This is a genomic window from Parvularcula dongshanensis (assembly GCF_014199615.1).
GTDB lineage: Bacteria > Pseudomonadota > Alphaproteobacteria > Caulobacterales > Parvularculaceae > Parvularcula > Parvularcula dongshanensis.
On the sequence record NZ_JACHOB010000007.1, the window covers coordinates 107,004 to 131,163 of the forward strand.

General features: G+C 63.3%; 16 protein-coding genes and 1 pseudogene. 11 read left to right on the forward strand and 6 right to left on the reverse strand.

The window, feature by feature from the left end:
• Window positions 1-220 precede the first annotated feature (220 nt).
• The 3 genes from GGQ59_RS13980 to GGQ59_RS13990 form a co-directional block, all read right to left on the reverse strand.
• Window positions 221-730, reverse strand: coding sequence for a tyrosine-type recombinase/integrase (locus GGQ59_RS13980; RefSeq protein ID WP_221401069.1), 510 nt, complete (start codon window positions 728-730; stop codon window positions 221-223).
• Between the two features lie 198 nt (window positions 731-928).
• Window positions 929-1,951 (reverse strand): RNA 3'-terminal phosphate cyclase, encoded by a 1,023-nt coding sequence (gene rtcA, locus GGQ59_RS13985; protein WP_183819679.1) that lies wholly within the window; start codon window positions 1,949-1,951, stop codon window positions 929-931.
• 58 nt (window positions 1,952-2,009) lie between these two features.
• Entirely contained in the window at window positions 2,010-3,227 is a 1,218-nt protein-coding gene (locus GGQ59_RS13990) for an RtcB family protein (protein ID WP_183819681.1), read from the reverse strand.
• 270 nt (window positions 3,228-3,497) lie between these two features.
• Between GGQ59_RS13990 and rtcR the strand changes: the two genes are divergently transcribed.
• The 7 genes from rtcR to GGQ59_RS14025 all read left to right on the forward strand — a co-directional run bounded on the left by rtcR (window position 3,498) and on the right by GGQ59_RS14025 (window position 13,437).
• The gene (gene rtcR, locus GGQ59_RS13995; protein WP_183819683.1) at window positions 3,498-5,087 is read left to right on the forward strand and encodes an RNA repair transcriptional activator RtcR; all 1,590 of its coding nucleotides are present in this window, start codon (window positions 3,498-3,500) and stop codon (window positions 5,085-5,087) included.
• Between the two features lie 368 nt (window positions 5,088-5,455).
• The gene (locus tag GGQ59_RS14000) at window positions 5,456-5,779 is read left to right on the forward strand and encodes a type II toxin-antitoxin system Phd/YefM family antitoxin (protein WP_183819685.1); all 324 of its coding nucleotides are present in this window, start codon (window positions 5,456-5,458) and stop codon (window positions 5,777-5,779) included.
• Window positions 5,780-5,791: 12 nt separating this feature from the next.
• Window positions 5,792-6,178 (forward strand): PIN domain-containing protein, encoded by a 387-nt coding sequence (locus tag GGQ59_RS14005; RefSeq protein WP_183819687.1) that lies wholly within the window; start codon window positions 5,792-5,794, stop codon window positions 6,176-6,178.
• A 445-nt stretch (window positions 6,179-6,623) separates the two neighbouring features.
• Entirely contained in the window at window positions 6,624-7,703 is a 1,080-nt protein-coding gene (locus GGQ59_RS14010; protein ID WP_183819688.1) for a hypothetical protein, read from the forward strand.
• A gap of 128 nt (window positions 7,704-7,831) precedes the next feature.
• Window positions 7,832-8,566, forward strand: coding sequence for an RraA family protein (locus GGQ59_RS14015; RefSeq protein WP_183819690.1), 735 nt, complete (start codon window positions 7,832-7,834; stop codon window positions 8,564-8,566).
• A gap of 130 nt (window positions 8,567-8,696) precedes the next feature.
• Complete coding sequence (locus tag GGQ59_RS14020; RefSeq protein WP_221401070.1) at window positions 8,697-11,198, forward strand: glycoside hydrolase family 3 protein; 2,502 nt, start codon at window positions 8,697-8,699, stop codon at window positions 11,196-11,198.
• Between the two features lie 19 nt (window positions 11,199-11,217).
• Window positions 11,218-13,437 (forward strand): beta-glucosidase, encoded by a 2,220-nt coding sequence (locus GGQ59_RS14025; RefSeq protein ID WP_183819692.1) that lies wholly within the window; start codon window positions 11,218-11,220, stop codon window positions 13,435-13,437.
• 226 nt (window positions 13,438-13,663) lie between these two features.
• On the opposite strand, the gene GGQ59_RS15570 is transcribed toward GGQ59_RS14025, so the two are convergent.
• Window positions 13,664-13,915 (reverse strand): aldo-keto reductase family protein, encoded by a 252-nt coding sequence (locus tag GGQ59_RS15570; protein WP_246408908.1) that lies wholly within the window; start codon window positions 13,913-13,915, stop codon window positions 13,664-13,666.
• Between the two features lie 448 nt (window positions 13,916-14,363).
• Complete coding sequence (locus GGQ59_RS14035; protein ID WP_183819694.1) at window positions 14,364-15,368, reverse strand: cupin-like domain-containing protein; 1,005 nt, start codon at window positions 15,366-15,368, stop codon at window positions 14,364-14,366.
• 401 nt (window positions 15,369-15,769) lie between these two features.
• Here GGQ59_RS14035 and GGQ59_RS14040 point away from each other — a divergent pair, with 401 nt between their 5' ends.
• The 4 genes from GGQ59_RS14040 (at window position 15,770) to GGQ59_RS14055 (ending at window position 23,904) form a co-directional block, all read left to right on the forward strand.
• The gene (locus GGQ59_RS14040) at window positions 15,770-19,234 is read left to right on the forward strand and encodes a TonB-dependent receptor (protein ID WP_183819696.1); all 3,465 of its coding nucleotides are present in this window, start codon (window positions 15,770-15,772) and stop codon (window positions 19,232-19,234) included.
• A 151-nt stretch (window positions 19,235-19,385) separates the two neighbouring features.
• Window positions 19,386-20,894, forward strand: coding sequence for a tryptophan halogenase family protein (locus GGQ59_RS14045; RefSeq protein ID WP_183819698.1), 1,509 nt, complete (start codon window positions 19,386-19,388; stop codon window positions 20,892-20,894).
• 8 nt (window positions 20,895-20,902) lie between these two features.
• Window positions 20,903-22,402, forward strand: a complete 1,500-nt coding sequence (locus tag GGQ59_RS14050; RefSeq protein WP_183819700.1) for a tryptophan 7-halogenase — start codon at window positions 20,903-20,905, stop codon at window positions 22,400-22,402.
• A complete protein-coding gene (locus tag GGQ59_RS14055; RefSeq protein ID WP_183819702.1) occupies window positions 22,402-23,904 on the forward strand; it encodes a tryptophan halogenase family protein in 1,503 nt (500 codons plus the stop codon). Before GGQ59_RS14050 ends, GGQ59_RS14055 begins: the two co-directional genes overlap by 1 nt.
• Window positions 23,905-23,920: 16 nt before the next feature.
• On the opposite strand, the pseudogene GGQ59_RS14810 reads toward GGQ59_RS14055, so the two are convergent.
• A pseudogene (locus tag GGQ59_RS14810) lies at window positions 23,921-24,160 on the reverse strand (cellulase family glycosylhydrolase); the annotation flags it as partial.

A 24,160-nucleotide genomic window follows, 5' to 3' on the forward strand; every position in this document is an offset into this window, starting at 1 on the left:
AAGTTGCATGCCGCTTAGGACTCGAACCTCGCCGTGCTTGCGGCGCTTTCCGCCAGTCTAACGCTGTGGCGCTTACTATCGTGACCTCAGGCCGGATCGGTAAGTCGCTGCTTCATGCCGTAGAACAGGCTAAGAGATAGGGTTGCGGGGTGGAGCAAGCACTCGAACCCGTTTCGACCTCTTCTTCGTCGGTATAGTGTCGGCTACTGCGCCCACGCAGCTACAGCTCAAGCCCTTCTGACATCGCGAGCGCGTCCTCCACTTCGACGCCGAGGTAGCGGACCGTGCTGTCGATCTTTGCGTGACCAAGAAGTAGCTGGATGGCTCGCAGGTTGCCGGTCTTGCGGTAGAGGAGGGTGACCTTCGTTCGGAGCAGCGAGTAGGTGGCATAGGCGGAGGAAGGCAGGCCGATCGCTTCGGTCCAGTCCTGGACGAGCCGGGCATACTGCCGGGTAGGCAGGTGCTCACCCTTCCTCTTGCGGCTCGGGAACAGCCAGTCATGTGCCCTCAGGCCCTTCCGCTCGACCCATGCTGCGATCACCTTCCGCGTCGGCTCGGTCAGCTCGAACTGGACGGGAGACGACGTCTTCGACTGCACCACCTTAGCGCGGGCGAGGGGCTCGGTGCCACGGCAGACGTCCGAGGCTCGCAAGCACACGAGGTCGCAGCCGCGTAGCTTGCTGTCGAGGGCTAGGTTGAAGAGCGCGCGGTCGCGTACCTTGCTCGCCATGTTCAGACGGACCCGGATCTCTCAAACTGCCTGCGCCTTCAGCGGCGACTTCTGGCCGACCAGCTTGCCCTAATTCCAGGGCGTTCGCTGACCGGCGACCCTCGGTCTTGCCTGATCCATCGATCTCTCCCGCGACATGCGGTGCAAGATCGGGGCCCGACGAAGCGATCGACGTGATAACTTATAAATGGATATCGGTCAGACGACGCCTTTCCCGACCTGTACCATCTGACTCTGCGCGTGCGCACCGAACTCAACGTCGACGTCGAGGAACGTCCCGATCGTCCTGACGTTCGTGTGGAAGTGGGAGGATAGCACGGTGGCGGTGAAGCGTCCTCCAGCGAGCAGTGCCAGCGGCAGAAGCAGCTGGTCGGCGAGATGCTCTGACACGGTACCATCTCCGGAAAGATAGGCGCGCGCCTCGTCCGCCGCGCGGCGGGCGACGGTCTCTGCCTTCACGCCGTAGCGGCCGAGCTCGCTGAAGACCTCCGTATGCGCCTCATGCTCGGCGTATACCTGAACGACATTGCCCGGGCCCGGGCCGTCGCAGGTGACGTGCCGCACGGCGTCTTCGCTTAGCGCCAGCGCGTCGCGAAGGACGGCGATCTCTCGCTCGCAAATGTCGCTGCGCAGGTTCGCCCGCAGCGCCTCCGCGGTCACACTCACGATGGCGCCCCGCTCGCACAGATCGAGTGGGGCGGGTGCATCGAGCGGCGCGATGGTCGCCGTCCACTCGCCGCCGGCGGCGGGGTAGAAGCCGCGGCGGACGAGGGAGGTGTCGACTCTTGCTCCTACCGCGCGAAGCGGCGGCAGGAAGGCGTGCGTGACGAAGTCTAGCGTCGGCGCGCTCATGGTGTGCGTGCCGCCGCACAGGCGGAGCGTGCTCGGCTCGTCGGCGGCGAGCAGGATGGGCAGCAAGGTTTGAAAGACGAGCGTCGTCGCGCCGGCGGTGCCGACGTCGAAGGCGAACTCGCCGCCGCGCGGCTCACCCGGCGTGAAGGCGAGTTCCGTCGAGCCAAGCTGCCCGCCGACGGCCTTGCCGCCGCAAACGGCAGCGGCCGCATGGACGCAGGTCAGGTGCTGCCGCATCAGTCCCGGCTTCTTTCGTCCGGAACGGATATTCTTGATGCGGAACGCCTGCCCCGTGCAGGCGGACAGGCTCAGCGCGCTGCGTAGAACCTGTCCGCCGCCTTCGCCCTCGCTACCGTCGATGGTGATCATCTTCGCCCCCTTGCGGCCGTCGTAGGAACGCAGCCCGATAAAGAGGGCTGCGTCAGTATTAACCCTTCACGCAAACGACTTGCCGAAGGGTGTGGACGATCTCGACGAGGTCGGACTGCGCCGCCATCACCGCGTCGATGTCCTTGTAGGCGCGCGGGGTCTCGTCCAGCACGCCCTCGTCCTTGCGGCACTCGACCGACGCGAGCGCCGCCTCGTGCTCGGTCATGGAGACTTCGCGCTTGGCCTGGGTCCGCGACATCACCCGGCCTGCCCCGTGAGAGCAGGAGCAGAAGCTGTCCTCGTTGCCGAGGCCACGGACGATGAAGGACTTCGCCCCCATCGAGCCGGGGATGATGCCCATCCGCCCCTTCGATGCGTTCACCGCGCCCTTGCGGGTGACCAGCACATCGTCGCCGAAGTGCCGCTCCCGCTCGACGTAGTTGTGGTGGCAGTTGACCGCTTCCAGCTCTGCCTCGAAAGGACGGCCGAGCGCCTTGCGGGCGGCCTCGACCGTGCGCTTCATCATCACCACGCGGTTCGCCATGGCGAAGTCCTGCGCCCAGCCGACCGCCTCGACGTAGTCATCGAAGTGCTCCGAGCCCTCGACCAGGTAGGCAAGGTCGCGGTGCGGCAGCTGAATGAAGTGCCGCTCCATCTCCCGCTGGGCGAGCGCGATGAAGTGCATGCCGATCGCGTTGCCGACGCCGCGGCTGCCCGAGTGCAGCATGAACCAGACGCGGTCGTCCTGATCGAGGCAGACCTCCACGAAGTGGTTGCCGGTGCCGAGGGTGCCGAGGTGCTTGCGGTTGTTGGTGCTCCGCAGGCGCCCGTGCTTCTCAACGATCCGTTCGAAGCGATCGTGCAGCTTGCCCCAGGCCGCATCGGCCTCGGCGGGCGGATCCGACCACGAGCCCTTGTCGCGCTTCCCCCGGCCGACGGTCCGCCCGTGCGGCACCGCCTTCTCGATGGCCGATCGGAGGGCCGACAGGTTGTCCGGCAGGTCCGACGCATCGAGGTCCGTCCGTACGGCCATCATCCCGCAGCCGAGATCGACGCCGACTGCTGCCGGAATGATCGCGCCCTTAGTCGGGATGACCGAGCCGATGGTCGATCCCTTGCCGACGTGGACGTCGGGCATGACTGCGACGTGGCCCGCGATGAATGGCATGGAGGCGGTCAGCCGCAGCTGCTCGCGCGCCTTCTCGTCGACCGGCACGCCGTCCGTCCACATCTTCACCGGACGCCCGCCCGGCACGTTCATGACTTCCGCGATCATCCTGGTCTCCTTCGGGTGGGATGGGACCGAGGCGACATCACCGACGCCCCGATCCCGTCGGTGGCGCGGGGCCGGATCGCCCCGCCTTGTCCCGTAACCGCCGACTAATGAAGGATGACCGACCGCTCGGGGCGACGAAACCGGAAAGTGCAATTCTAGCTAATATACTGTTATCATGTTGATAACGAGCAATCGACCGAGTCCATTCCGAACGCTATGCTATCTTTGAAGATCGTCTCTTATCTTATATTATAACCAGCGCCCCAACCCATGAAGCGACACGTCCTCATCTCCGCCATCGGCACGACGCTCGACGTCGGGAAGGGCCCCGATCGCTGGTCGCGCTGGCGTCCGACCGTGTCGTTGCATCAGCACGAGGACCTGCTGATCGAGCGGACGATCCTTCTCTACGGCCGACGCGCCACGACGCTCTCGAAGCTCCTCGCCGACGACATCGCCCTCGTCTCGCCGGAGACCGAGGTCGAGCGCGTGCTCTTCGACCCGCGCGACCCCTGGGACTTCGAGGAGGTGTACGAGGCGCTCTCCGCTTTCGCACGGGAGAGGGACTTCGACCCGGCCGCCGACGACACGCTGATCCACCTCACCACGGGCACGCACGTTTTCCAGATCTGTGCCTTCCTGCTGGCGGAGAGCCGGCACATCCCTGGCAAGCTGATCCAGTCCAGCCCGCCCGCGAAGAAGGAGGCCCTGCCGGGGAACTACTCGATCATCGACCTCGACCTCTCCCGGTACGACCGGCTCGCCCAGCGCTTCGAGTCGGAGCGGGAGGAGGGGACGAGCTTCCTCCGTGGCGGAATCGAGACGCGGAACGCGGCCTACGGCGCGATGATCGACCGGATGGAGAAGGTCGCCGTTCGCTCGACCGCGCCGCTTCTGCTGACCGGACCCACGGGCGCGGGGAAGTCCGTGCTGGCGCGCCGCCTGTACGAGCTGAAGCGGGCGCGGCACGTCGTCGAAGGCGAGTTCGTGCGGCTGAACTGCGCGACGCTTCGCGGCGAGGAGACGGTCCCGCAACTCTTCGGGCAGAAGCGCGGCTGGCACGGCGCCGCCTCCGAGCGCCGCGGGCTGTTGCGCGCCGCGGACAAAGGCGTCCTATTCCTCGACGAGATCGAGCAGCTCGGCCCGGACGACCAGGCGTTGCTGCTCGACGCGGTGGAGACGGGACGCTTTTACCCGCTGGGGGCGGACCGACCGAGCGAGAGCCGCTTCCAGCTGATCGCGGGTACCTCCGAGAATTTGGCTCGCCTCGTGGCGGACGGCAGTTTTCGCGCCGACCTCTACGCACGTCTCAACCTCTGGACCTTCCGCCTGCCCGGCCTCGCCGAGCGGCGGGAAGACATCGAGGCTAACTTGGAGCTGGAGCTGACCAAGGCGACCAGAGAGGCGGGCGGGAAGATCGCGCTCGCCGCCGACGCCCGCGCGGCCTACTTGCGCTTTGCGACCGACCCTGCCGCGCCGTGGAGCGGCAACTTTCGCGACCTCGCCGCCTCCGCCAGCCGCATGGCGACGCTGGCCGAGCGCGGCCGCGTCACCAAAGGCCTGGTCGAGGAGGAGTGCGCCCTCCTCAGGCGGCAATGGGCGGGGACGGCCCGCGACGAGGACGCAGACGTCATTGCAGCCGCGATAGGCGATCCGGAGGCGGCATCGCGGCTCGATCGGTTCGACCTGGTCCAACTCGCTGACGTGATCCGCGTCTGCCAGACGTCACGCACGCTCTCCGAAGCAGGACGAGTCTTGTTCGCGGCCTCTCGCAAGAAGAAGGCAAGCGCGAACGACGCGGACCGGTTGAAGAAGTACCTCGCTCGGTTCGGTCTGGAGTTCGGCGAACTCTCGGTCTGATGACGGCGTCGGTCCGGCCGGACGATCAGCCAGGAAGCAGGGCTTGGAGCGAAAGATCGCTATGTCCGCTTCTGCGCCTTTGCGGCCGCGAGTAGGAGACCTTAGTCTGCAAGGTCCTTGTGCTACCGCCTACTCTTCTTGAGTGGTCCGACCGCCATGTTTGTGACGCAGCGATTGAGGCGCTTGGGGCTAACCGGTGAGGTCGGCTCACGATCCAAGGCAGACCGATTGGGATAGCTCAAGACCATCTGATAACGTGGCCCTGACTGTTATCACTGGTGAGCCGCAGCTTATGCACTTGGTCTAGGCACTTGGTCCAGCCGTTTCTAGATGGTATGGTTATTCATCGATCGAACCTGGACCGTCCGATGCCGACGACTGCCGAACCTCTACCCCCCACCGAAGAACGAGCCTCGAGCGGGCCCGACCTCATCGTCCGAGTCGCCGATGCGAAGGCCCGGCTGTCGGAGCTGATTCAGCGGGCCGAGCGCGGTGACCGAGTCGTTATCGCTCGCGGCGACACGCCGGTAATCGAGCTAGTACCTCTACCGAGAGCGAAGCGCGCGTTCGGCACGCTCTTAGCGCGCGTGCCGGGCCTCGATCTCGTTGCCGTTCACGCTGTAGCGGAGGACGACTGGACGGAGGGCGAGCTCGAAGCGTTCGAGGGCGACCTTGAGAACGAGCTGCGTTGAGCGGGTTGAGTCGTGACAACCCTCGTCATCGACACGAACGCGCTGATCTTTGCCGCAACCAACTCACCGAAGCTGACGGCGCGTGCTCGAGCGACGATGGAGGAAGGAGGCAACCTCCTGCTCGCCTCAACGGCCTCCGTCTACGAGGTTGGCAACAAGCACTGCTTAGGGAAGATGCCGTTCAGCGCGACCGCTTTCCACGGCTCGTGTCTCGACCTCGGTGTGCTCTTCCGAGCACCAAGCGTCGCCGTCATGCAGCTCGCAGCGGAACTTGAATGGGAGGAGCGCGACCCATGGGACCGGATCATCGCCGCGACCGCCATCGACCTTGCCGGCGGACAGGTGGTCACGCGCGATGAAGCGTTCGACCATCTCGCGGGGATCGAGCGGGTCTGGTAGCTGATGCCAAGTGACCGCAAGCAGTTCGCTGAGTGGTTCAGCGGGTTCACCAACTGGCTCTGTCCCACCTGCGGCAGGGGCATACTTGCTGCCCCTGAACTCGAAACTAGTCCGGTCCCGCTTCAGATCGTCGAAGGCGTACGGAGCGAGTCGGCCTTCGTCATCCAGCCCCGCCGATGGATCGTTGAGCGAACCTTCGTCTGGCTCGGGCGGAAGCGCAGGTTCCGGAAGGACGCAAACAGCATCACCGCCGCCGGGTTCCCTCTACGCTGCCGCCGCCACGCCTCTTCCCCGGCGCAACGCTCGGCCCTCATGACTTCTCGCGTGGACCTTACGCTTGGCCTTCGTCGTCGCGACTTGCCTACTTCACGGCGCAAGCGTGGCGACGGGCCGGTGCTGCTTTGACAAGGTGGTGAAGCGGTCGTTTCCACATAGGTATCGAAGAATGGCCATTCGATCACTCGCCACGCGCTTTGGCGCGGTCGTCATCGTTCTAGGCAACGCAGCTATGTCCGAGCCCGCCGTGAGGGCCACGCCCGACGCTTTCTGGATCGATCACTTCGATGACGCGCCCGATGGATGGACCACCCAGACAGGTTCGGGCGAGGCAGTCGCCGCCTTCGCAGCTAAGGACGGCGTCGGCGTGCTAGAGATCGACGCGACTGCGGATGAGCGGAACGTCTGGTGGGCGATCATGCGCCACCGTATCGCGCCGCCGCTGCACGTGACCGCGATGCGCGACCGGGCGGTCCGGATTACTGCACGCGTCCGGACGGACTCCGCTCCACGCCGTATCAACATGCACGTCAATCACACGAGCACGACGGACTTCCATTCGCACCTCAAGGAGTACGATCTCGCCGAGGCTGGCACCTGGTACGAGGTCTCGATGACCACGGACGGCTTCTCTCCCGGCGAGGAGGACGAGGTCTTCGTTCAGATCGCCGCGATGGACTGGGGCACGCGGACCTACCGCTTGGAGGTGGACTGGATCACGGCCGAGCTGATCGATCCGCGCGACGCGCCTCCGGACCTCGGCATGCCGCTCGCCTACCGGCCTCACCTGCCCCCGCCGGCGGTCTGGCCCCGATCGGTCGCAGCGGACCTGAAGGCTGGCTCACGCGCCCCGCAGCTCGCAGTTGGAAAGGGTGTCGTCACGCGACTCGACTTTCCGTCAGAGGCGTTTGCGGGGGTGCGGGGCTGGGGTCTGCTGACACTGACGACACGCTCTCTGTCGCCGCCACCGGACGGCGACGACCCCGATAACGGCCTCGTTCGGATCCGCGAGGTGCTGGCAGAAGGTGACCGCGTCGTCGAGCAAACGGTGATCGACTTCCGCCCCGCCGCCCCAGGCGGGGTCTCAGCGGTACCGATCAACCCAGCCGTAATGGCGCGTCTCGCCTCGGGCCGAACCAGCGGATTGATGCTTTCCCCCCTGGGGGACATCGAGGCGGCCTTCGATGCCGAAACGTCCGCGCAGCTCCACATGAGCGACGCTGTGGCCGAACCGGGGCCGGGTCGGTAAGCCGTCCGCAACAACAAGTTCGGGAGGATCGATTGGTGACCTTGACCCTGCGCACAGGGGCTGCCGTCCTTGCCCTGCTCGGCGCCGCAAACGCTCAGCAAGAAGCTGATCGTAGCGGGCAGAGCTTCATGCCGACTGAAGTCTTCACGGCGGACGAGGACCGAGCGATCCTGGACGCGTTCGAGGGACTGCGCGTCGCCGACGTCTCGGACGGGATGGACTTCGTCGGCCTGCCGGACACGGGGCTGATGGATCCCGAGATCGCGCCGCTGTGGAAGGATACCGACGATTACGCGCACCGGTTCATCGGCATCGCGGTCACTGCCCGCTACGTGCCGACGCAGAACCCTATTGAGGGTGGCGATCTATCTTACGACGACTACCGCGCCTGGGAGGGTAGTTGGTACAACGAGAGGTCGCCGGAGCCCTTCGTGCCGCTGATCCGTGAAGGCTCGGCGCTCGTCCTCGATGAGGCACCGCGGGCCGACGTCGGCTCTATCGGCTCGTACAACATCCTGGCATGGCAACTGGCGGGCGCGGTCGGAATCGTCACGAACGGCACGGCGCGCGACACGGACGAGATCATCACCCAGGAGGTCCCGCTCTACTATCGCGGCCCGGGGCGGGGGATCAGGCCCGGGCGCAACGAGATCGAGAGCGTGAACATGCCGGTCGTCGTTGGCGGCGTGCTGGTACGCCCTGGCGACGTCGTAGTCGGGGATGGCGACGGGGTGATCGTCGTGCCGCGCGGCGTGGCGACGCGGGTCGCAGAGTTCGCCCATCGCATCCTGGAGGGAGACAAGTCGGGCCGCCGCCAGCTCTACGAAGAGGCGGGGCGGGAAGCAGACGCCTCGCTTCAGTGATCGGTCTCCGGTCAGTCTGGAGCGTGAAGGGCTTTGGCCCTTGCGGCGTGGTCGCCGTTAGCCGCCACGCGGACCTGACGCATCGATCCTCGTTCGCATAAAAACTAAACGAGCCCATGGGAGGGTCCTCATGCTACGAAAAGCTTTGAGGCGATCGATGCTCGCCGGGACGGCGCTGCTGTGCGGCGCGGTCCAGGCCGCCGAGCCGCCCGTCCATCCCGAAACCTGGCCCGCCGCAGAGAGTCCAATCGGGATCAACCCGGCGGTCGAAGCTCGGATTGATGAGCTGCTGGGCCGAATGAACGTGGAGGAGAAGGTCGGGCAGGTCGTGCAGCCTGAGATGAAGTCCGTCACGCCGGACGACGTGCGCGCCTATCACATCGGCAGCGTCGAGAACGGTGGCGGGTCCGTCCCGAACGGCGACAAGCACGCCTCACCGGAGGACTGGATCTCGATGATCGACGCCTACTGGGAAGCCTCGGTCGACGTCGAAGAGGGCGCCGTCCGCATTCCAATGATGTGGGCGACCGACGCCGTCCACGGACACAACAACGTCTACGGCGCGACGCTCTTCCCCCACAATATCGGCCTTGGCGCCGCCCGCGACCCGGACCTCGTCCGCCGGATCGGCGAAGCGACGGCGAAGGAGGTGCGAGCGCTCGGCATGGACTGGTCCTTCGCTCCGACGCTCGCCGTCGTCAGGGACGACCGCTGGGGGCGCACCTATGAGAGCTACTCCGAGAACCCTGAGATCGTTGCGCTTTACGCTGACGCAATGGTGCGAGGTCTGCAGGGTGAAGGCGAGACCTTCCTCGACCCCGATCATGTCGTCTCTACGGCCAAGCACTACCTCGGCGACGGCGGGACCGACGGGGGGCGCGACCAGGGGGACAACCCGGCGCCCGAGGCTCGGCTGCGTGATTTCGGCGGGGCAGGCTATCCGCCTGCAATCTCCGCAGGGACGCAGGCCGTCATGGCGAGCTTTTCCAGCTGGCAGGGGACGAAGCTGCACGCCCATAAGGGGCTTCTCACCGACGTCCTGAAGGAGAGGATGGGTTTTGATGGCATCCTGTTCGGCGACTGGAACGCCCACGGCCAGATCCCAGGCTGCACGAACGGAAACTGCCCCGACGCGCTTCTCGCCGGCCTCGACATGTACAACGTTCCACAGGACTGGAAGGAGCTCCACGGCAACCTCGTCGCGCAGGTCGAGGACGGCACGATCCCGATGAACCGGCTCGACGACGCGGTTCGGCGCATCCTCCGAGTGAAGTTCCGCGCGGGCACCTTCGACCAGGGATTGCCGTCGAGCCGACCCCATGCGGGCGACGAGACCCTTTTGGGCGCGCCGGCCCACCGCGCCATCGCGCGCGAGGCGGTTCGCAAGTCGCTCGTCCTGCTGAAGAACGATGCGGGCGTGCTGCCGATCGAACCCACCGGGCGGTTGCTCGTCGCAGGCGCAGGCGCGGACGACATCGGCAAGGCGTCCGGCGGCTGGACGCTGAGTTGGCAGGGCGACGACAACACGAACGAGGACTTCCCCGGCGCGACCTCAATCTGGGCGGGCCTGCGCGACGCCGTCGAGGAAGCGGGCGGCACCGCGGTCTTCAGCGCCGATGGCAGCTTCAAGGAGAAACCCGACGCGGCCGTCGTCGTCTTCGGTGAGCACCCCTACGCTGAGTTCCAAGGCGACCAAGCCGACGTCGCGTTGCACACTGAGAACGAGGAAAGCCTGCAAGTGCTTCGTGCACTGAGGGAAGCCGGCGTCCCGACGGCGGCGGTGCTGATCTCCGGCCGGCCGCTCTACGTGAACGAGCAGATCAACGCCGCGGACGCGTTCGTCGCCGCTTGGCTGCCGGGCAGCGAGGGGGCGGGCGTCGCGGACGTGCTCTTGGCCGCGCCGGGCGGCGCCGTCCGCCACGACTTCAACGGCAAGCTGTCATTCTCCTGGCCGCGTCGGCCGGGCCAGACGCCTCTGAACGTCGGCGACGAGGGATACGATCCGCAATTCGCCTACGGCTACGGGCTTACCTACGAAGATGACATCATGCTGGGACAGCTCGACGAAGCCGAGGTGCCGGTCGACGATGCGCCTCCTGGCGTCTTCCTCACCGAGGGGCGGGGGCGCAACGGCTTCGCGCTGTCGATCGGCGATGAGCAGGCGCCGCACATCGCGGTGGTCGGGAAGAGGGTGGCGACCTATGGCAGCGAGTCGCTAACGCTGACCGCCATCGACCGGGATCGGCAGGAGGACGCCTGGGCGGTGCGGTGGTCCGGGCGGGGCGAGGCCTGGTTGGAGCTCAGCGCCGAAGAGCCGATCGATCTCACTCGCGAGGCCAACGGCGCTATGGTCCTAGCCGTCTCAATGAGGCTCGACGTGGCGCCGGGCGGAGCGGTCATGCTTGGCGTTGGCGGCGAAGATTCTGTCATGCTCGACGTAACCGATCGCGTGAAACGTCTGCCGGACGGGTGGTCGGAACTACGTGTGCCGCTGCGCTGCTTCGGCGAGAACGGCGCGGCCCTGGACGACGTCACGACCGTCCTGCGCCTTCAAACCGAACACCCCCTGACGATAGGCTTGTCGGACGCGACCATCGCCGAGACGAGCGCTTCCGACTCCTGCCCGAACTGACAATCACGAGGTCGCCATCATGCTTACTTCCTTCGCAGCGCTTACGATCGCAGCGCACCTCCACACCGCCGACCCCCAAACGGGCGGACAGGCCGGGCCGCAGCCCTCGGTCGAACGCGCCGACCAGCCGTGGATGAACGCCTCCTCGTCGCCCGACGAGCGGGCAAGCGCGCTGGTCGCCGAGATGACGCAGGAGGAGAAGCTGACGCTTGTCTTCGGCTACTTCGGCACGGACTTTCCCCCCGACGACTACGAGGCGCCCGAAGAGGCTCGGCAGGGCTCGGCGGGCTACGTGCCTGGCATTCCCCGTCTTGGCGTGCCGCCACAGTGGCAGACCGATGCTGGCGTCGGGGTCGCGACGCAGGGCGGGGCGGCTAAGAAGCGGGAGCGTACGGCACTGCCTTCGGGCATCGCGACCGCGGCGACGTGGAACCCCAACCTCGCCTACAAGGCCGGCGCGATGATCGGGTCCGAAGCGCGCTCCTCGGGCTTCAACGTCATGCTGGCGGGCGGCGTGAACCTGCTGCGCGAGGCCGAGAACGGACGCAACTTCGAGTATGGCGGCGAGGACCCCCTTCTAGCAGGCACGATCGTTGGTGCGCAGATCGCGGGCATTCAGTCCAACCGCATCATCTCCACCATCAAGCACTTCGCGGTGAACGATCAGGAGACGGACCGGTCGGGCGGTAACTCGGTGGCGGACGATGCGGCCTTGCGCGTCTCCGACCTCTTAGCTTTCGAGTTCGCCTTCGAGCAGGCGGACCCCGGCGCCGTCATGTGCGCCTACAATCAGGTGAACGGCACGTTCTCTTGCGAGAACGAGTACCTGCTGACCAAGGTCCTGCGCGAGGACTGGGACTATCGCGGCTACGTGCTGTCGGACTGGGGCGCGGTTCACAGCACGGTCGCCGCGGCGAATGCCGGGCTGGAGCAGGAGTCGGGCTTCCCCTTCGACGACGAGCCCTACTTCGGCGAGCCGCTGAAGCGCGCAGTTTCCGAGGGTACTGTCCCTCAGGCCCGCCTCGACGAGATGGTCACACGGATCGTCCGGACAATGATCGATAAGGGCCTGTTCGACGATCCCGTCGAGATAGAGGAGATCGACTTCGATGCCCATGCAGCGATAACTCAAGCTGGCGCTGCCGAGGGGGCGGTCCTGCTCAAGAACGAGGGCGGCATCCTGCCGCTCTCGCCGGACGCCGCCTCTATCGCCGTCATCGGCGGACACGCGGACAAGGGCGTCCTGTCGGGCGGCGGCTCCTCACAGGTCTACCCCGTCGGCGGGAACGCCGTGCCGGGTCTCGAGCCGACGAGCTGGCCTGGGCCGGTCGTCTACTACCCCTCCTCGCCGCTCGAAGAGATCAGGCGCCGCGCGCCGGACGCGGAGGTCCGCTTCGTCTCGGGCGAGGACGTGGAGGCGGCCGCTGCCCTCGCAGCCGAGAGCGACATCGTGCTCGTCTTCGCGACGCAGTGGGCGACGGAGTCTGAGGACACGACGCTCGAACTACCGAACGACCAGGACGCGCTGATCGCCGCCGTCGCCGAGGCGAACGACCGCGCGGTCGTGGTACTCGAAACGGGCGGGCCGGTCCTCATGCCCTGGGCGGGAGACGTCGCCGGCATCCTCGAAGCATGGTTCCCTGGCACGGAGGGCGGCGCGGCGATCGCCGACTTGCTGTTCGGCGTGGTGAACCCGTCGGGCCACCTACCAGCGACCTTTCCGGCCAGCCGGGAGCAGCTGCCCCGGACACAGCATCCGCAGCCTGGGGACGTGATCTACGACGAAGGGGCGGCGGTCGGCTACAAGTGGTACGACGCCAACGGCCTCGAGCCGTTGTTCCCGTTCGGGCACGGCCTCAGCTACACGGCGTTCGCCTATGACGGGCTCGAGGCGGCGGCAGCCGGACAGGGCGTCAGCGTTCGCTTCACCGTGACGAACCGAGGCGAACGGGCCGGGAAGGACGTAGCGCAGGTCTACGTCGCCGGCAGCGGGTGGGAGGCACCCAAGCGGCTCGGCGCATACGAGAAGGTCGAGCTTGAGGCCGGCGACAGCACGCAGGTCGAGCTTTCGGTCGACCCACGCCTTCTGGCGACTTGGAACGCGGACGGGGGCGGATGGATTACCACTGCGGGCGAGTATCGCATTCTGCTCGGCACGTCGTCCGTCGACATCGTCGGGACGGCGACGGTAGAGCTGTCGGCGAGCACGCTGCCGGCGAGCTACGATCCGCCCCAATAATTCGGGTCTGTCGGCTCGCCTCAGGGACGCGGGCGGGCCGGCAGCTCAGCGATGCCCGGGCTGCCGGTCCGGAGGTTCGGCGCGGCCAGCTTTCGCGTAGCGGTCGATATCCCAAAGCCCATCGGCCGAGAAAGCGAGACGGGCCTGCGCGCCGAGCCCGTCGTCCATCTGCTCGCCCGTCCGTGCGCCGACAGGGCCGACGTCACGCGGGGGGAGGGCGCAGCGCCTAGGCGATCGCCATCTGCATGAAGCTCCGCCCGCGCCTAGATTCGTTCGGCGACCTGGTCTGGCCGAGATTCTCGCCGCTCAGCATGCAGTCGCTGAACGAGCCGTCGGCACCAGCGTGAGCCTCGTCGGGCGTCCCGTTCAGGCACTTGCCTGTCAGGAGGTCCTGGGCCAGCGGCGAGAAGCCGATGCAGCCCACGCCGAGCGCTCTGAGCGTGTCCAGGAGCCCGTCCTCGATCCAACGGTTGAGCATGGAGTAGCTCGGCTGATAGATCAGGAGCGGTACGCCTCCCTCCGCGAGGAGCGAGGCGGCTCGCCGTGTGAGTTCCGGTTAGTAGGAGTTGATGCCGACGTAGGGTGCCTTGCCCTGCCAGGGGATTTGAGCGAGCGCCCCGACGGTCTCCTTGAGCGGCGTCGTTGGGTCGACCTGATGCGATTACAAAATGTAGGATCTCGCGTGAGTAAGACTCCGCCTCGCTGGGTTTCCCTATGTCCTCCGGGCCCTGCCGTTTGCGTTCAAGCTGCTTCCGTTACAAGCTCGATCCGAACATACAGTCGGGACCACTGCGAAGGAGACAGGATACTGTACATGTTCTAAAATGGAGGTCGTACCGGAAGGCGATCTTACCTATCCAGTCTGGGAAAAGGCTGGCTTTCGGAAACCTGCAATTGAAACATCAACCGGGTGTCAAAACTGAATTTCAGACCTTAGTCATCAAGCTTCTCGCTAGCGCCGTGCGAAGCTGGCGGATCATGGTATCGTCCAACTCGCCCATCACACCGCGCCGCTCAGGCGGCAGGTAGTCGGCAACGGGGCCGTTCTCTTCGAAGATGTAGTGATCGAACATCGCCTTCCATGCCGCGCGCTGAGCGGGGGGAAGCTGCCGAATGGTGATCATCGCGTGCATCAGCACGTCGCGCGGATGACCGCTGACCTTGCCGTCGGGTTGCCACCAGTAGTTCACGAGGATGTTGACGTCGTCAAACGCTTCGACGTGGTGCCACCAAAGGTAGGGGACGTAGAGGGCATCTCCCGGCTCAAGGTCTGCGACTAGCGAATGCGCCAGCGCTTCGTCGAAGCGGGGGAATTTCTCCCGGTCGGGGTTGCGGAAATCCACCATGCTGATCGTCGCCCGGGCTGGCGTCAGCTCGAACGGACCCTGATAGAGGTTCGAGACTTGGTCCGGGGGGAAGAGGGTGAAGCGCCGTCGGCCCGCGGTGCAGCAGGCGACGTTCTCCGAGTGGTCGTGATGCGCAGCGACGATCGCGCGGTTCCCGATCCAGATGCGCGGTTCGACCGGCTCGTCATGGAGCGGCATAGGATGCGCTTCCTCGAAGCCGGGAAGGTTCTGCCGTACAGGAACTGATTGGACCGCCATGGCTGGCGCATCACTTCGGCCGGCGGCGTTGGCAAGGAAGTCGAGCGCAGCGCTCAGCCGGGCATCGCCGTGCTTGAAGGTGAAGCCTGTGACGTCCTCGTTGTAGAAGAACCTTCCCTTGAGTTCCGGCGGTGCCAGCATGGTCGTCAGGCTATGCCCTCGGTCGAACTGCCGGAGGTAGTTCAGGACCGCTTTGTGCGATTGCAGAGCCGCCTGCACGATCGGCCAGTCGCGAACGAGGCCGCGAAAGATCGCCGGCTCGCCAATCTCCAAGACCTGGCGCAAGGCCGCCGGATTCGTCGCGCCGCTTGAGGTAACTCGTTTCATAAACCCTCCTAATCTGGGGCAAGGGAGAAGGATGCTATACTTAGCGCCAGTCTTCCTGACGTAACTTCAAAGCCACACCAACCGAAGAGGGTGAAACGCTCGCACATTTATGCGCGGCGAGGCTTGCCTTTCCGGTGAAACGGCGAGAGTCTAGTGATGAACGCCAACGCGCGCTCGGGGCTGGAAGCGTACCCAGCTGAACCGTTAGAGTTCAGAAGGTATTGAAAAGGCATACTTGTTAGACTCGAAACCTGCGACTGACATCGCCCGAGTCACTTTAAACTCGTAGCTATCCGATCCCGAATCAACTTGTGCGTGAAACGACGTTGCATCGTTGTGGTGTGGCGGTTGAGAACATATCGATGAAGGGGATTAGATCGTTGGCTCACTCGCGTAGGTGGATGATGGGGACTGCGTCATGCGTTGCCGTTGGTACGGCTGTGCTCGGATTTGCGCCGCTCGGGGCGCTCGCCCAAGATGATGTCGATGAAATCGAGAATGTCGACGACATCGACAACGCCACGCCTGATGATTCCGACGTCATCGTCGTTACAGGGGTTCGCAGTTCGCTTAAATCCGCACAGGACATCAAGCGTAACGCTGATACTATCGTCGACTCTATCACCGCGACGGACATAGGCTCCTTCCCTGACAAATCGGTCGCCGAAGCTCTGCAGCGCGTCGCAGGCGTTACGGTTAGTAGGTTCGCTGCCTCCGGTGACACGGCACACTTCTCGGCGGAGCCGTCAGGGGTTATTGTTCGCGGTCTTCAACAAGTTCGATCTGAGTTTAACGGCAGGGATTCGTTCTCGGCCAACTCGTCGCGTGGTCTCTCTTTCGGGGACGTATCGCCTGAGCTCATGGGCGGGGTCGACACGTATAAGAATCAGATGGCTGAACTGATCGAAGGCGGCATCGCGGGCACAGTCAATCTCCGGACGCGAACTCCTTTTGATCAGCCGGGGCAACTGATATCAATCTCCGGAAGTGCAAATTACAACGATCTCGCGGAGTCGGTAACACCGGAAGTCTCCGGTTTGTATTCGAACCGTTTTGAGACCAGTATTGGCGAGTTCGGGATACTGGCGAACGTTGCCTATTCTAAGGTGAACACCCGCACGGAGGGCGTTCAGCTCTACCGCATGTGGTTGGCTGAGGATGTGTTCCAAGATGGCCTTACTTATCTTCCCGAGCGGCACATCCTCCGAGATAACGAATATGATCGCGAGCGGACCGGCGTCGCATTGGCCGGACAATGGCAAGACAACGACCGTAAGTGGCTCGCCACACTTCAGTACAACCGATCAGAATATCAGAACGCCTGGGAGGAGTATGTCCTCGAGGCGGCGTATGGTGCGGATATCTCCTATAGCCGAGCCTTGGACTACACGGTTACCCCCGGCGAAGCGATTGCTCGGTACGACACAATTCCGCAAGCCTTGCTCGGTACCAACCTAACGTTCGATGAAGACGGATTCCTGCAAACAGGGACTTTGGTTGGCGACAACACCTCCTGGACGGGCAATCCAGATCCCAACGCAGGGGACTGGACGGGCTACTTTGCTCTTCTCGACAGCGGGGAACCTCTCTTTACCCAATGCTACAATTGGCAAGGATGCTACGGACAGTATTCGACTGATCGAGGTGAAAATCCGGTTAGCCCACTATCGCAACGAGGTGCGAGGTTCGGGACACGCACCCGTTCGAACAATAACAAGAACGTCACGCAGGATATCGGCTTCAATTTGAAGTACGCGCCAACTGACCGGTTGCGGTTCAACTTCGATGCGCAGTGGATCGACGCCTCTGTCGATAACTACGACATCGAGATTGCGTTCGAGACCTATGCTCAGCAGGCCGTCGACTACACGGGTGATCTACCAGTTCTGACGCTCGAGACACCGCCGAACATGGGGGTCACGAACGGCTATCTCGAGCGGCCTGACAGCTACCGCTATCAGTACGTTATGGATCATATCGAGGAGAGCACGGGTGAAGAGTACGCTTTTCGTGGTGACGCTGAATACGATATCGACAATGGGTGGCTGAGCTCGATCAAAGTCGGTACTCGATACGCTAATCGTCAGCAGGATATTCAGAACTCAGCTTACAACTGGCAAAGCATGGGGGCTGCAACCTGGCAGGCCCGAGGCCACATCTACAATATCAATCGGTTCGATCCGCCTGCGGACTTCGGCAATTATGCCGCACGGCGGCCCTTGCCGGATGGCTCGACTGTCGACGGTCCTCCCGGCATAAACTTCAACGGTTACCCAGATACCCTCGACCGCCGCCTGTGGGACGGAGGCTTCTTTGGCGGCGGCCTTCTCAACGGCGCAAACGCTTTCATGTTCTTCGACATGGACGTCGCTCAGGACAAGGAGCAACTCGCGGGCGCCCTAGGGGCGAGCGCACTCGGCTTCGATATTGCCGGGGCTGGGTGGGATCCAATCTGCTCGAATACGGGGGATCGGATCGATGAGGTGGCCGGTACCTGCTACACGCCCGCGGAACTTGCGAACGTCGAAGAAGAAACCTATGCTGGCTATGCGCAGCTTAATTTCGGCGGCTCCGAAGCGCAGCTTTTCGGAGTACCTTTCTCTGGAAACATTGGTGTCAGGTACGTCCACACTATCAACTCGTCCTCTGGAGGCATCGATCTTCCGCAACTGGGTAACGACCTCTTTCAGGACCTTGATCTCAGCGGCACGATTGAACCTGATGAGCGGGCAGTCGATAATGTCATCTGCGTTCCGAACCCGCCACGTGAAGTAACTGGACCTGATGGTGAGCCCACAGGCGAAGTGCTGCCGCCCGAGATTCCGTTTAGCAACGGCTGTTACCTCAGTGAGGACGACATCCGCTTCTCTCTCGGAGGTAGCTCGCTCACGACAGCCGAAGCGAAACACGATCACTGGCTGCCAAGCGCGAACATCAAGTTCGATCTTACGGATGAGTTCATCCTCCGATTTGCTGCGTCACGAGCGATGTCAAGACCGGACTTCGGGCAGCTGCGGAACTACGCCAGTATCGGTGTTAGCCTTCCTTCAAACGAGGGCGATCCGAGTTACATCACAGACGAGAATGGAGAAATCATAGGGATCGATCCGATCTATACCGCATCGGGCCAGAATCCCTACCTTGAGCCTGTTACTGCAGATCAGTTCGACGTCTCTTTCGAATGGTACTTCTCGGACGTAGGATCGTTTACGCTCGCTGGCTTCTATAAGAAGTTCCACGACTATATTCAGACTGACCGGTACAACCGCGAAGTTACGGTAAACGGAATAACTCGGACCGTTGATACGCGTGGTCCGATCAACGGCGATGGAGCGTCGATCAAGGGCTTCGAGGTCGCTTATCAAACGTTCTTCGATTTTCTGCCGACACCCTTAGATGGATTCGGGGTACAGGCGAACTACTCTTACATCGACAACAGTGGCATCCAGAACACCCAACCGGCTGCGACGGCTGGGGAGGGTACCGAACAGTTCTCAGGCGGCACTTACGAAACGGGTGCACTTGAGGGTCTGTCCGAGCATGCCTACAACCTCGTCGGTCTGTACGAAAAAGGTCCATTCGCAGCCCGGCTCGCCTACAACTGGAGATCTGAATATCTTGTCACAGTCGTGGACTGTTGTGTTGCTTATCCTGTTTGGAATGACGACCAGGGTCTTCTAGACGGCTCGTTACGTTACCGGCTAAACGACAACTTCGAACTCAGCCTGTCTGCCCAGAACCTTCTCAACACGAAGACTAAAACCCGGCAGCAGGTTACCGATCTAAGCGAAGGCGCGTTGCTGTTACCAACTGGGTACTTCCAGAACGACCGCCGGTACACCCTTGGCCTTCGGACCAAGTTTTGAGGCCGCCTCCCTGCACAGAGTAACAGCGCGCCGCCCCCGGGGCGGCGCGTTCGTTTCGAGGTTCCCTCAGGTCGCGTTGACAGGCAGCGCTAAGTTAAAAGAACGACGTTATGCGTGAGGAGGCGGTGTGCCGCCGCCCGGAAAGGCAGCCATGAGAATCGTCATCGTGGGGGGCGGAACGGCGGGCTGGATGACGGGCGTTGCGCTCTCCTCCGCACTTCCAAAGAGCCGGTATCAAGTCGAGTTGGTGGAGTCCGAAGCGATCGGTACGGTTGGCGTCGGTGAAGCCACGCTTCCTCAGCTCTGGGCCTTCAATGAGACCTTCGGCCTCGATGAGGCCGAACTGATGGCGAACAGCAACGCCACCTTCAAGCTCGGCATCGAGTTCGTGGACTGGGGCCACAAGGGGTCCGCCTACATTCATCCCTTCTCGAGCTATGGCGGCAACATTGGCGGCACTCGTTTCCATCAGCAATGGGTCCGATCCCGGCAGGCGGGGCGCGATTGGTCGCTCGAAGAGTTCAGCTACGGCATCGTCGCGAGTCGGCAGAACCGCTTCGGCCACCCCTCGGAGCATTCGTGGACGGAGAAGGCGTACAACTACGCCTATCACTTCGATGCGCACCTCTACGCGGCCTATCTTCGCAAGGTCGCGATCGCTCGAGGACTTCTCCGGACCGAAGGGCGGATCGAGAACGTCGAGCTTGACTCTCAGCGCGGGACGATCCGGCGGCTTCAGCTGGAGGGGGGGCGATCGATTGAAGGCGACTTCTTCATCGACTGTTCCGGGTTCAAAGCGCTTCTCATCGGTGAGGCGTTGGGGGCGGCTTACGACGATTGGACGAAGTGGCTGCCCTGCGACAGAGCGGTCGCCGTACCATGCGAGCGCGTCGATCCGATCGCACCCTATACGAAGGCAACGGCTCACGAGGCAGGCTGGCAGTGGCGGATTCCGCTTCAGCACAGGACCGGGAATGGCTACGTCTATGCAAGCGAGCACATAGATGATGATGAAGCCGCAAGCCGGCTTCTGTCCCGACTTGACGGCGAACCGCTCGCCGATCCTCGTTTTTTACGCTTCAAGGCTGGTCGAAGGACGTCCTCGTGGACGAAGAACTGTATCGCGATCGGCCTGGCGAGCGGCTTTCTCGAGCCGCTTGAGTCCACAAGCATCTACCTCGTCCAGCAGGCGGTTCTGAACTTCCTCGACCTCTTACCGACGCAGCCGGAGGATCACAGCGCTGCGAAGGAGTTCAACCGACGCGTGGACCTCGAGTATGCTCGCGTCCGGGACTTCCTCATCCTGCACTACCATGCCAGCACGCGTGGGGACGCCGCTCTGTGGCGATACTGTCGCGACATGGACGTTCCTGATAGCCTCAAACAGCGTATCGAGCTCTTCCGCCACCGCGGCTTCATCGACGACTACGACGACGGTCTGTTCGGCGCGCCAAGCTGGCTAGCCGTCTACGTCGGTCAAGGCGTCATGCCGCAGCGATACGACCCCGTCGCCGATAACATTCCGCTCGACCGGACGCTGGCTCACATGGAACAGATGCGCGACAAGATCGCGTCTGACGTTGAACGCTTACCGACGATGGACGAGACACTGCAAAGCTACTGTCCCGCCGAGCCGACCCTAACGGGGAGGTTGACGTGAGCCGACCTGTGAAGGACGTCGTCCTCGTGGGACGTGACGCGACGGTCTGGCTCACGGCACTGGTCGTGCTTCAGCTCGTCGGCCGAAATGGTGTCAACGTATCAGTCGTTGAGCTGCCGCCCCTGGCTCAGGATGTGGATGCGCAGCCGACCCTTCCGTCGCAGCAAGGCTTGCACCGGCTCATCGGTTTGTCAGAAGAAAGCTTTATCGGCCGGTGCGGAGCGACCTACGCGTTCGGGCAACGCTTCACCGACTGGGCGAAGGGAGGCAGGCCCTTCATGCAGGCATACGATGCGCAGGGCGTTTCCCTCTACGGCGTCCCCTTCCTCGACTACTGGCTCAAAGCGCGCCGTAATGGCCTAACGGTACCGATAGAGGACTTCTGTCTCGGTGCGGTCGCGGCGAAGCAGGGATGTTTCGCAACAGTCAGCGATCAGACCGAGGCCTTCTCTCACGCGAGCTACGGCTACCACGTCGATGTGGTTCCTTACGCGGAGCATTTAAGGAAGAGAGCGATACAAGGCGGGGTGCGAACGATCGCATCGCCTGTGTCTCGCGTGAACCTCGTCGACGGCAGGATCGCTTCGATCGACATGCCGTCCGGTCACAACGCGGCCGGTGACTTCTTTATCGATGCAAGCGGAAGCGAGGCCCTCCTCTTGCGTGCGGTAGAGGACGAGAGGGACACGTTCCAGTCCTGGTCCCGCTGGCTGCCAGCAACGAGGATGATCACAGCGTCTGGCAAGGAACTTGTGCCTCTTCCTGCGTTTGCCCAGATCGCCGCCTTCCGGGCGGGGTGGACAGGGCTCTACCCGCTTCAGAACCGAACCGCGGTCAGCGCAGTCTACAGCGATGAGTTTGTCAGCGATGACGAGATGGCCGCTAGTCTCTCCGCCATCACCGGTATCCCCGTCGAGGGCGATGCCGTCGTCTCTTCCTTCGAAGCGGGCAGCCGTCGTCGTCATTGGGTGTCGAACTGCCTTGCGATCGGTAGCGCAGCGGTTTCGCTCGAGCCGCTCGACGCAGTGCCGTTCGCCTTCGTCCAAGCAGGCTTATCGGCACTCACCACTCTTTTCCCGGTTGAAGCTGAGGTCATGCCGGAAGCAAAGGCATACAACGACCTTCTTACTCAAGAAGCAAAGCGCCTGCGCGACTTCCAAATCGCCCACTACGCCTTGAACGGGCGCTTCGAGGATCCCTACTGGAACGCCGTGCGGGAAGCGGAGCTTCCTAACGACCTTCAGTACAAGCTCGACCTGTTCAGACAACGCGGCAACGTACCCATGTTGTCGCAGGAGACCTTCGCGCGTGAGAATTGGATCGCCTCCTTCCTTGGGCACGGGCTGATGCCCGAGCGATACGATCCGCGTGTGGACTTCGTCGCGAACGAGAAGCAGATCGAGACGTTTCAGTCGCTTCTCAGGACGATCGCGCTCGCGGTCGAATCGATGCCGACGGTACAGGCGCAGGTCGATCTCTACGCGGCGCCAAGCGGCTTTCTCGGCTGATGGCCGGCCCGGCACCCATCAAGGACATCGTGATCGTCGGGGGCGGAACGGCCGGTTGGATGACCGCTGCGGCATTCGCTCGCCTTCTGGGCATCGGGCGGTACACGATTACGCTGGTTGAGTCCGAGGCGATCGGGACGGTAGGGGTCGGCGAGGCAACGGTACCGCCGATCCTGCTATTCAATCAGGGGCTCGGCATCAATGAACGCGACTTCGTCGAACGGACGAAGGCGACCTTCAAGCTCGGCATCGAATTCCGCGGATGGGGCAGGGAGAAGGAACAGTACTTCCATCCCTTCGGACGGTTGGGAAACAGCATCGAAGGGATCGGTTTCCCTCACTACTGGATGCGCTGGCGAGCGATGACGGGCGCGGATGATTACGGCCTCTTCAACGCCGAGACCGAAGCCGCGCGTGCTTTCAAGTTTGCCCCGGCAGGACAGGGCGCACCGGACGGCCTGCCAAAGATCAACTACGCCTACCAGTTCGACGCTGTCCTCTACGCCACGTTCCTGCGGACTTTCGCCGAGAAAAAGGGAGTTCGCCGTGTCGAAGGCAAGGTCGCGTCGGTCCGCCAGTCGCCTGTGACGGGACACATCGAAAGTCTTTTCCTTGAAGATGGCCGGACGCTATCAGGAGACTTCTTCTTAGACTGTACGGGCTTCCGGGGGCTCCTGATCGAAGAGGTCTTGAAGGCCGGGTATGCTGACTGGAGCCGCTGGCTGCCCGCCGACCGGGCAGTGGTCGTACCAACCCCGAGGCTCGGCGAGCTGCCGCCCTACACGCGGGCGACCGCGATGCCGGCCGGTTGGCAGTGGCGCATTCCGCTTCAGCACAGGACCGGAAACGGTCACGTTTACGCCAGTTCGTTCATGGACGACGATGAAGCCGAGCGCCTCCTTCTTAGCAGGATCGAAGGAACGCCAACGTCCGAGCCGGGGCGGCTGCGTTTCACGACTGGCATGCGTCGGCGAGGGTGGATCAAGAACTGCGTCGCGATTGGTCTCTCTGGTGGTTTCCTCGAGCCTCTGGAGTCGACGTCGATCCACCTCATTCAGATAGCGATCGGCAAGCTTATGGAGGTTTTTCCCCGTTATACAGAGGAGGAAGACCTTGCCGCGCAGTTCAACACGGCGATGACGTTCCACTTCACGACCATTCGCGACTTCCTCATCGCGCACTATCATCAGGGTGAACGGGACGACTCGCCGTTCTGGTCCTACGTCAGACAGTACGACGTTCCGGACACGCTGAGAGCGAGGCTCGACCGGTTCGACCGGCGGGGGGAAGTTCTCACCGACGATAAAGAGTTCTTCAAAGACGATGATTGGTTCTTCATTCTCTCAGGGCAAGGACGCCTACCTGGCAACATCCATCCAGTCGCGGAGAGTCTTTCAGATGAGGAACTGCGCTTTCGCTTGATGCGTATCCGCGCGGGGGTGAAGCAACGCGTGGACGGCCTGCCAACGCACGATGATTTCTTAGCACAGAACTGGCCGTAGTCGCTAACTCGGAAACTCACTTCATCCAGGGCATGCCTTTGATGCGGCGCGGTGTAAGTGTCCTCTGGCGGGCTGGGGCGGTCAGTGCGTTCATACTTTCCGCTGCCAGAAATACACTCGCAAGCCGGGACGTTTCTCTCAAGCCGCCCGGTCCGTTCACGAGGCGCTCACCCCAAGGCGACAGACGCGCGGGGTCGAAGTCCAGGACGAGGTCGAGGTCTTCGACACCGCCGCCATTGCCGGAATATGACCAACC

What these genes read in the sequence shown, in the direction of transcription:
- GGQ59_RS14045 (WP_183819698.1), top strand. Translation starts at nt 19,386, where the DNA reads ATGAGAATCGTCATCGTGGGGGGCGGAACGGCGGGCTGGATGACGGGC.
- rtcA (WP_183819679.1), bottom strand. Translation starts at nt 1,951, where the DNA reads ATGATCACCATCGACGGTAGCGAGGGCGAAGGCGGCGGACAGGTTCTA.
- GGQ59_RS15570 (WP_246408908.1), bottom strand. Translation starts at nt 13,915, where the DNA reads ATGCTCAACCGTTGGATCGAGGACGGGCTCCTGGACACGCTCAGAGCG.
- GGQ59_RS14035 (WP_183819694.1), bottom strand. Translation starts at nt 15,368, where the DNA reads ATGAAACGAGTTACCTCAAGCGGCGCGACGAATCCGGCGGCCTTGCGC.
- GGQ59_RS14040 (WP_183819696.1), top strand. Translation starts at nt 15,770, where the DNA reads ATGATGGGGACTGCGTCATGCGTTGCCGTTGGTACGGCTGTGCTCGGA.
- GGQ59_RS14020 (WP_221401070.1), top strand. Translation starts at nt 8,697, where the DNA reads ATGCTACGAAAAGCTTTGAGGCGATCGATGCTCGCCGGGACGGCGCTG.
- GGQ59_RS14025 (WP_183819692.1), top strand. Translation starts at nt 11,218, where the DNA reads ATGCTTACTTCCTTCGCAGCGCTTACGATCGCAGCGCACCTCCACACC.
- GGQ59_RS13980 (WP_221401069.1), bottom strand. Translation starts at nt 730, where the DNA reads ATGGCGAGCAAGGTACGCGACCGCGCGCTCTTCAACCTAGCCCTCGAC.
- GGQ59_RS14015 (WP_183819690.1), top strand. Translation starts at nt 7,832, where the DNA reads ATGCCGACTGAAGTCTTCACGGCGGACGAGGACCGAGCGATCCTGGAC.
- GGQ59_RS14010 (WP_183819688.1), top strand. Translation starts at nt 6,624, where the DNA reads ATGGCCATTCGATCACTCGCCACGCGCTTTGGCGCGGTCGTCATCGTT.
- GGQ59_RS14055 (WP_183819702.1), top strand. Translation starts at nt 22,402, where the DNA reads ATGGCCGGCCCGGCACCCATCAAGGACATCGTGATCGTCGGGGGCGGA.
- rtcR (WP_183819683.1), top strand. Translation starts at nt 3,498, where the DNA reads ATGAAGCGACACGTCCTCATCTCCGCCATCGGCACGACGCTCGACGTC.
- GGQ59_RS14000 (WP_183819685.1), top strand. Translation starts at nt 5,456, where the DNA reads ATGCCGACGACTGCCGAACCTCTACCCCCCACCGAAGAACGAGCCTCG.
- GGQ59_RS13990 (WP_183819681.1), bottom strand. Translation starts at nt 3,227, where the DNA reads ATGATCGCGGAAGTCATGAACGTGCCGGGCGGGCGTCCGGTGAAGATG.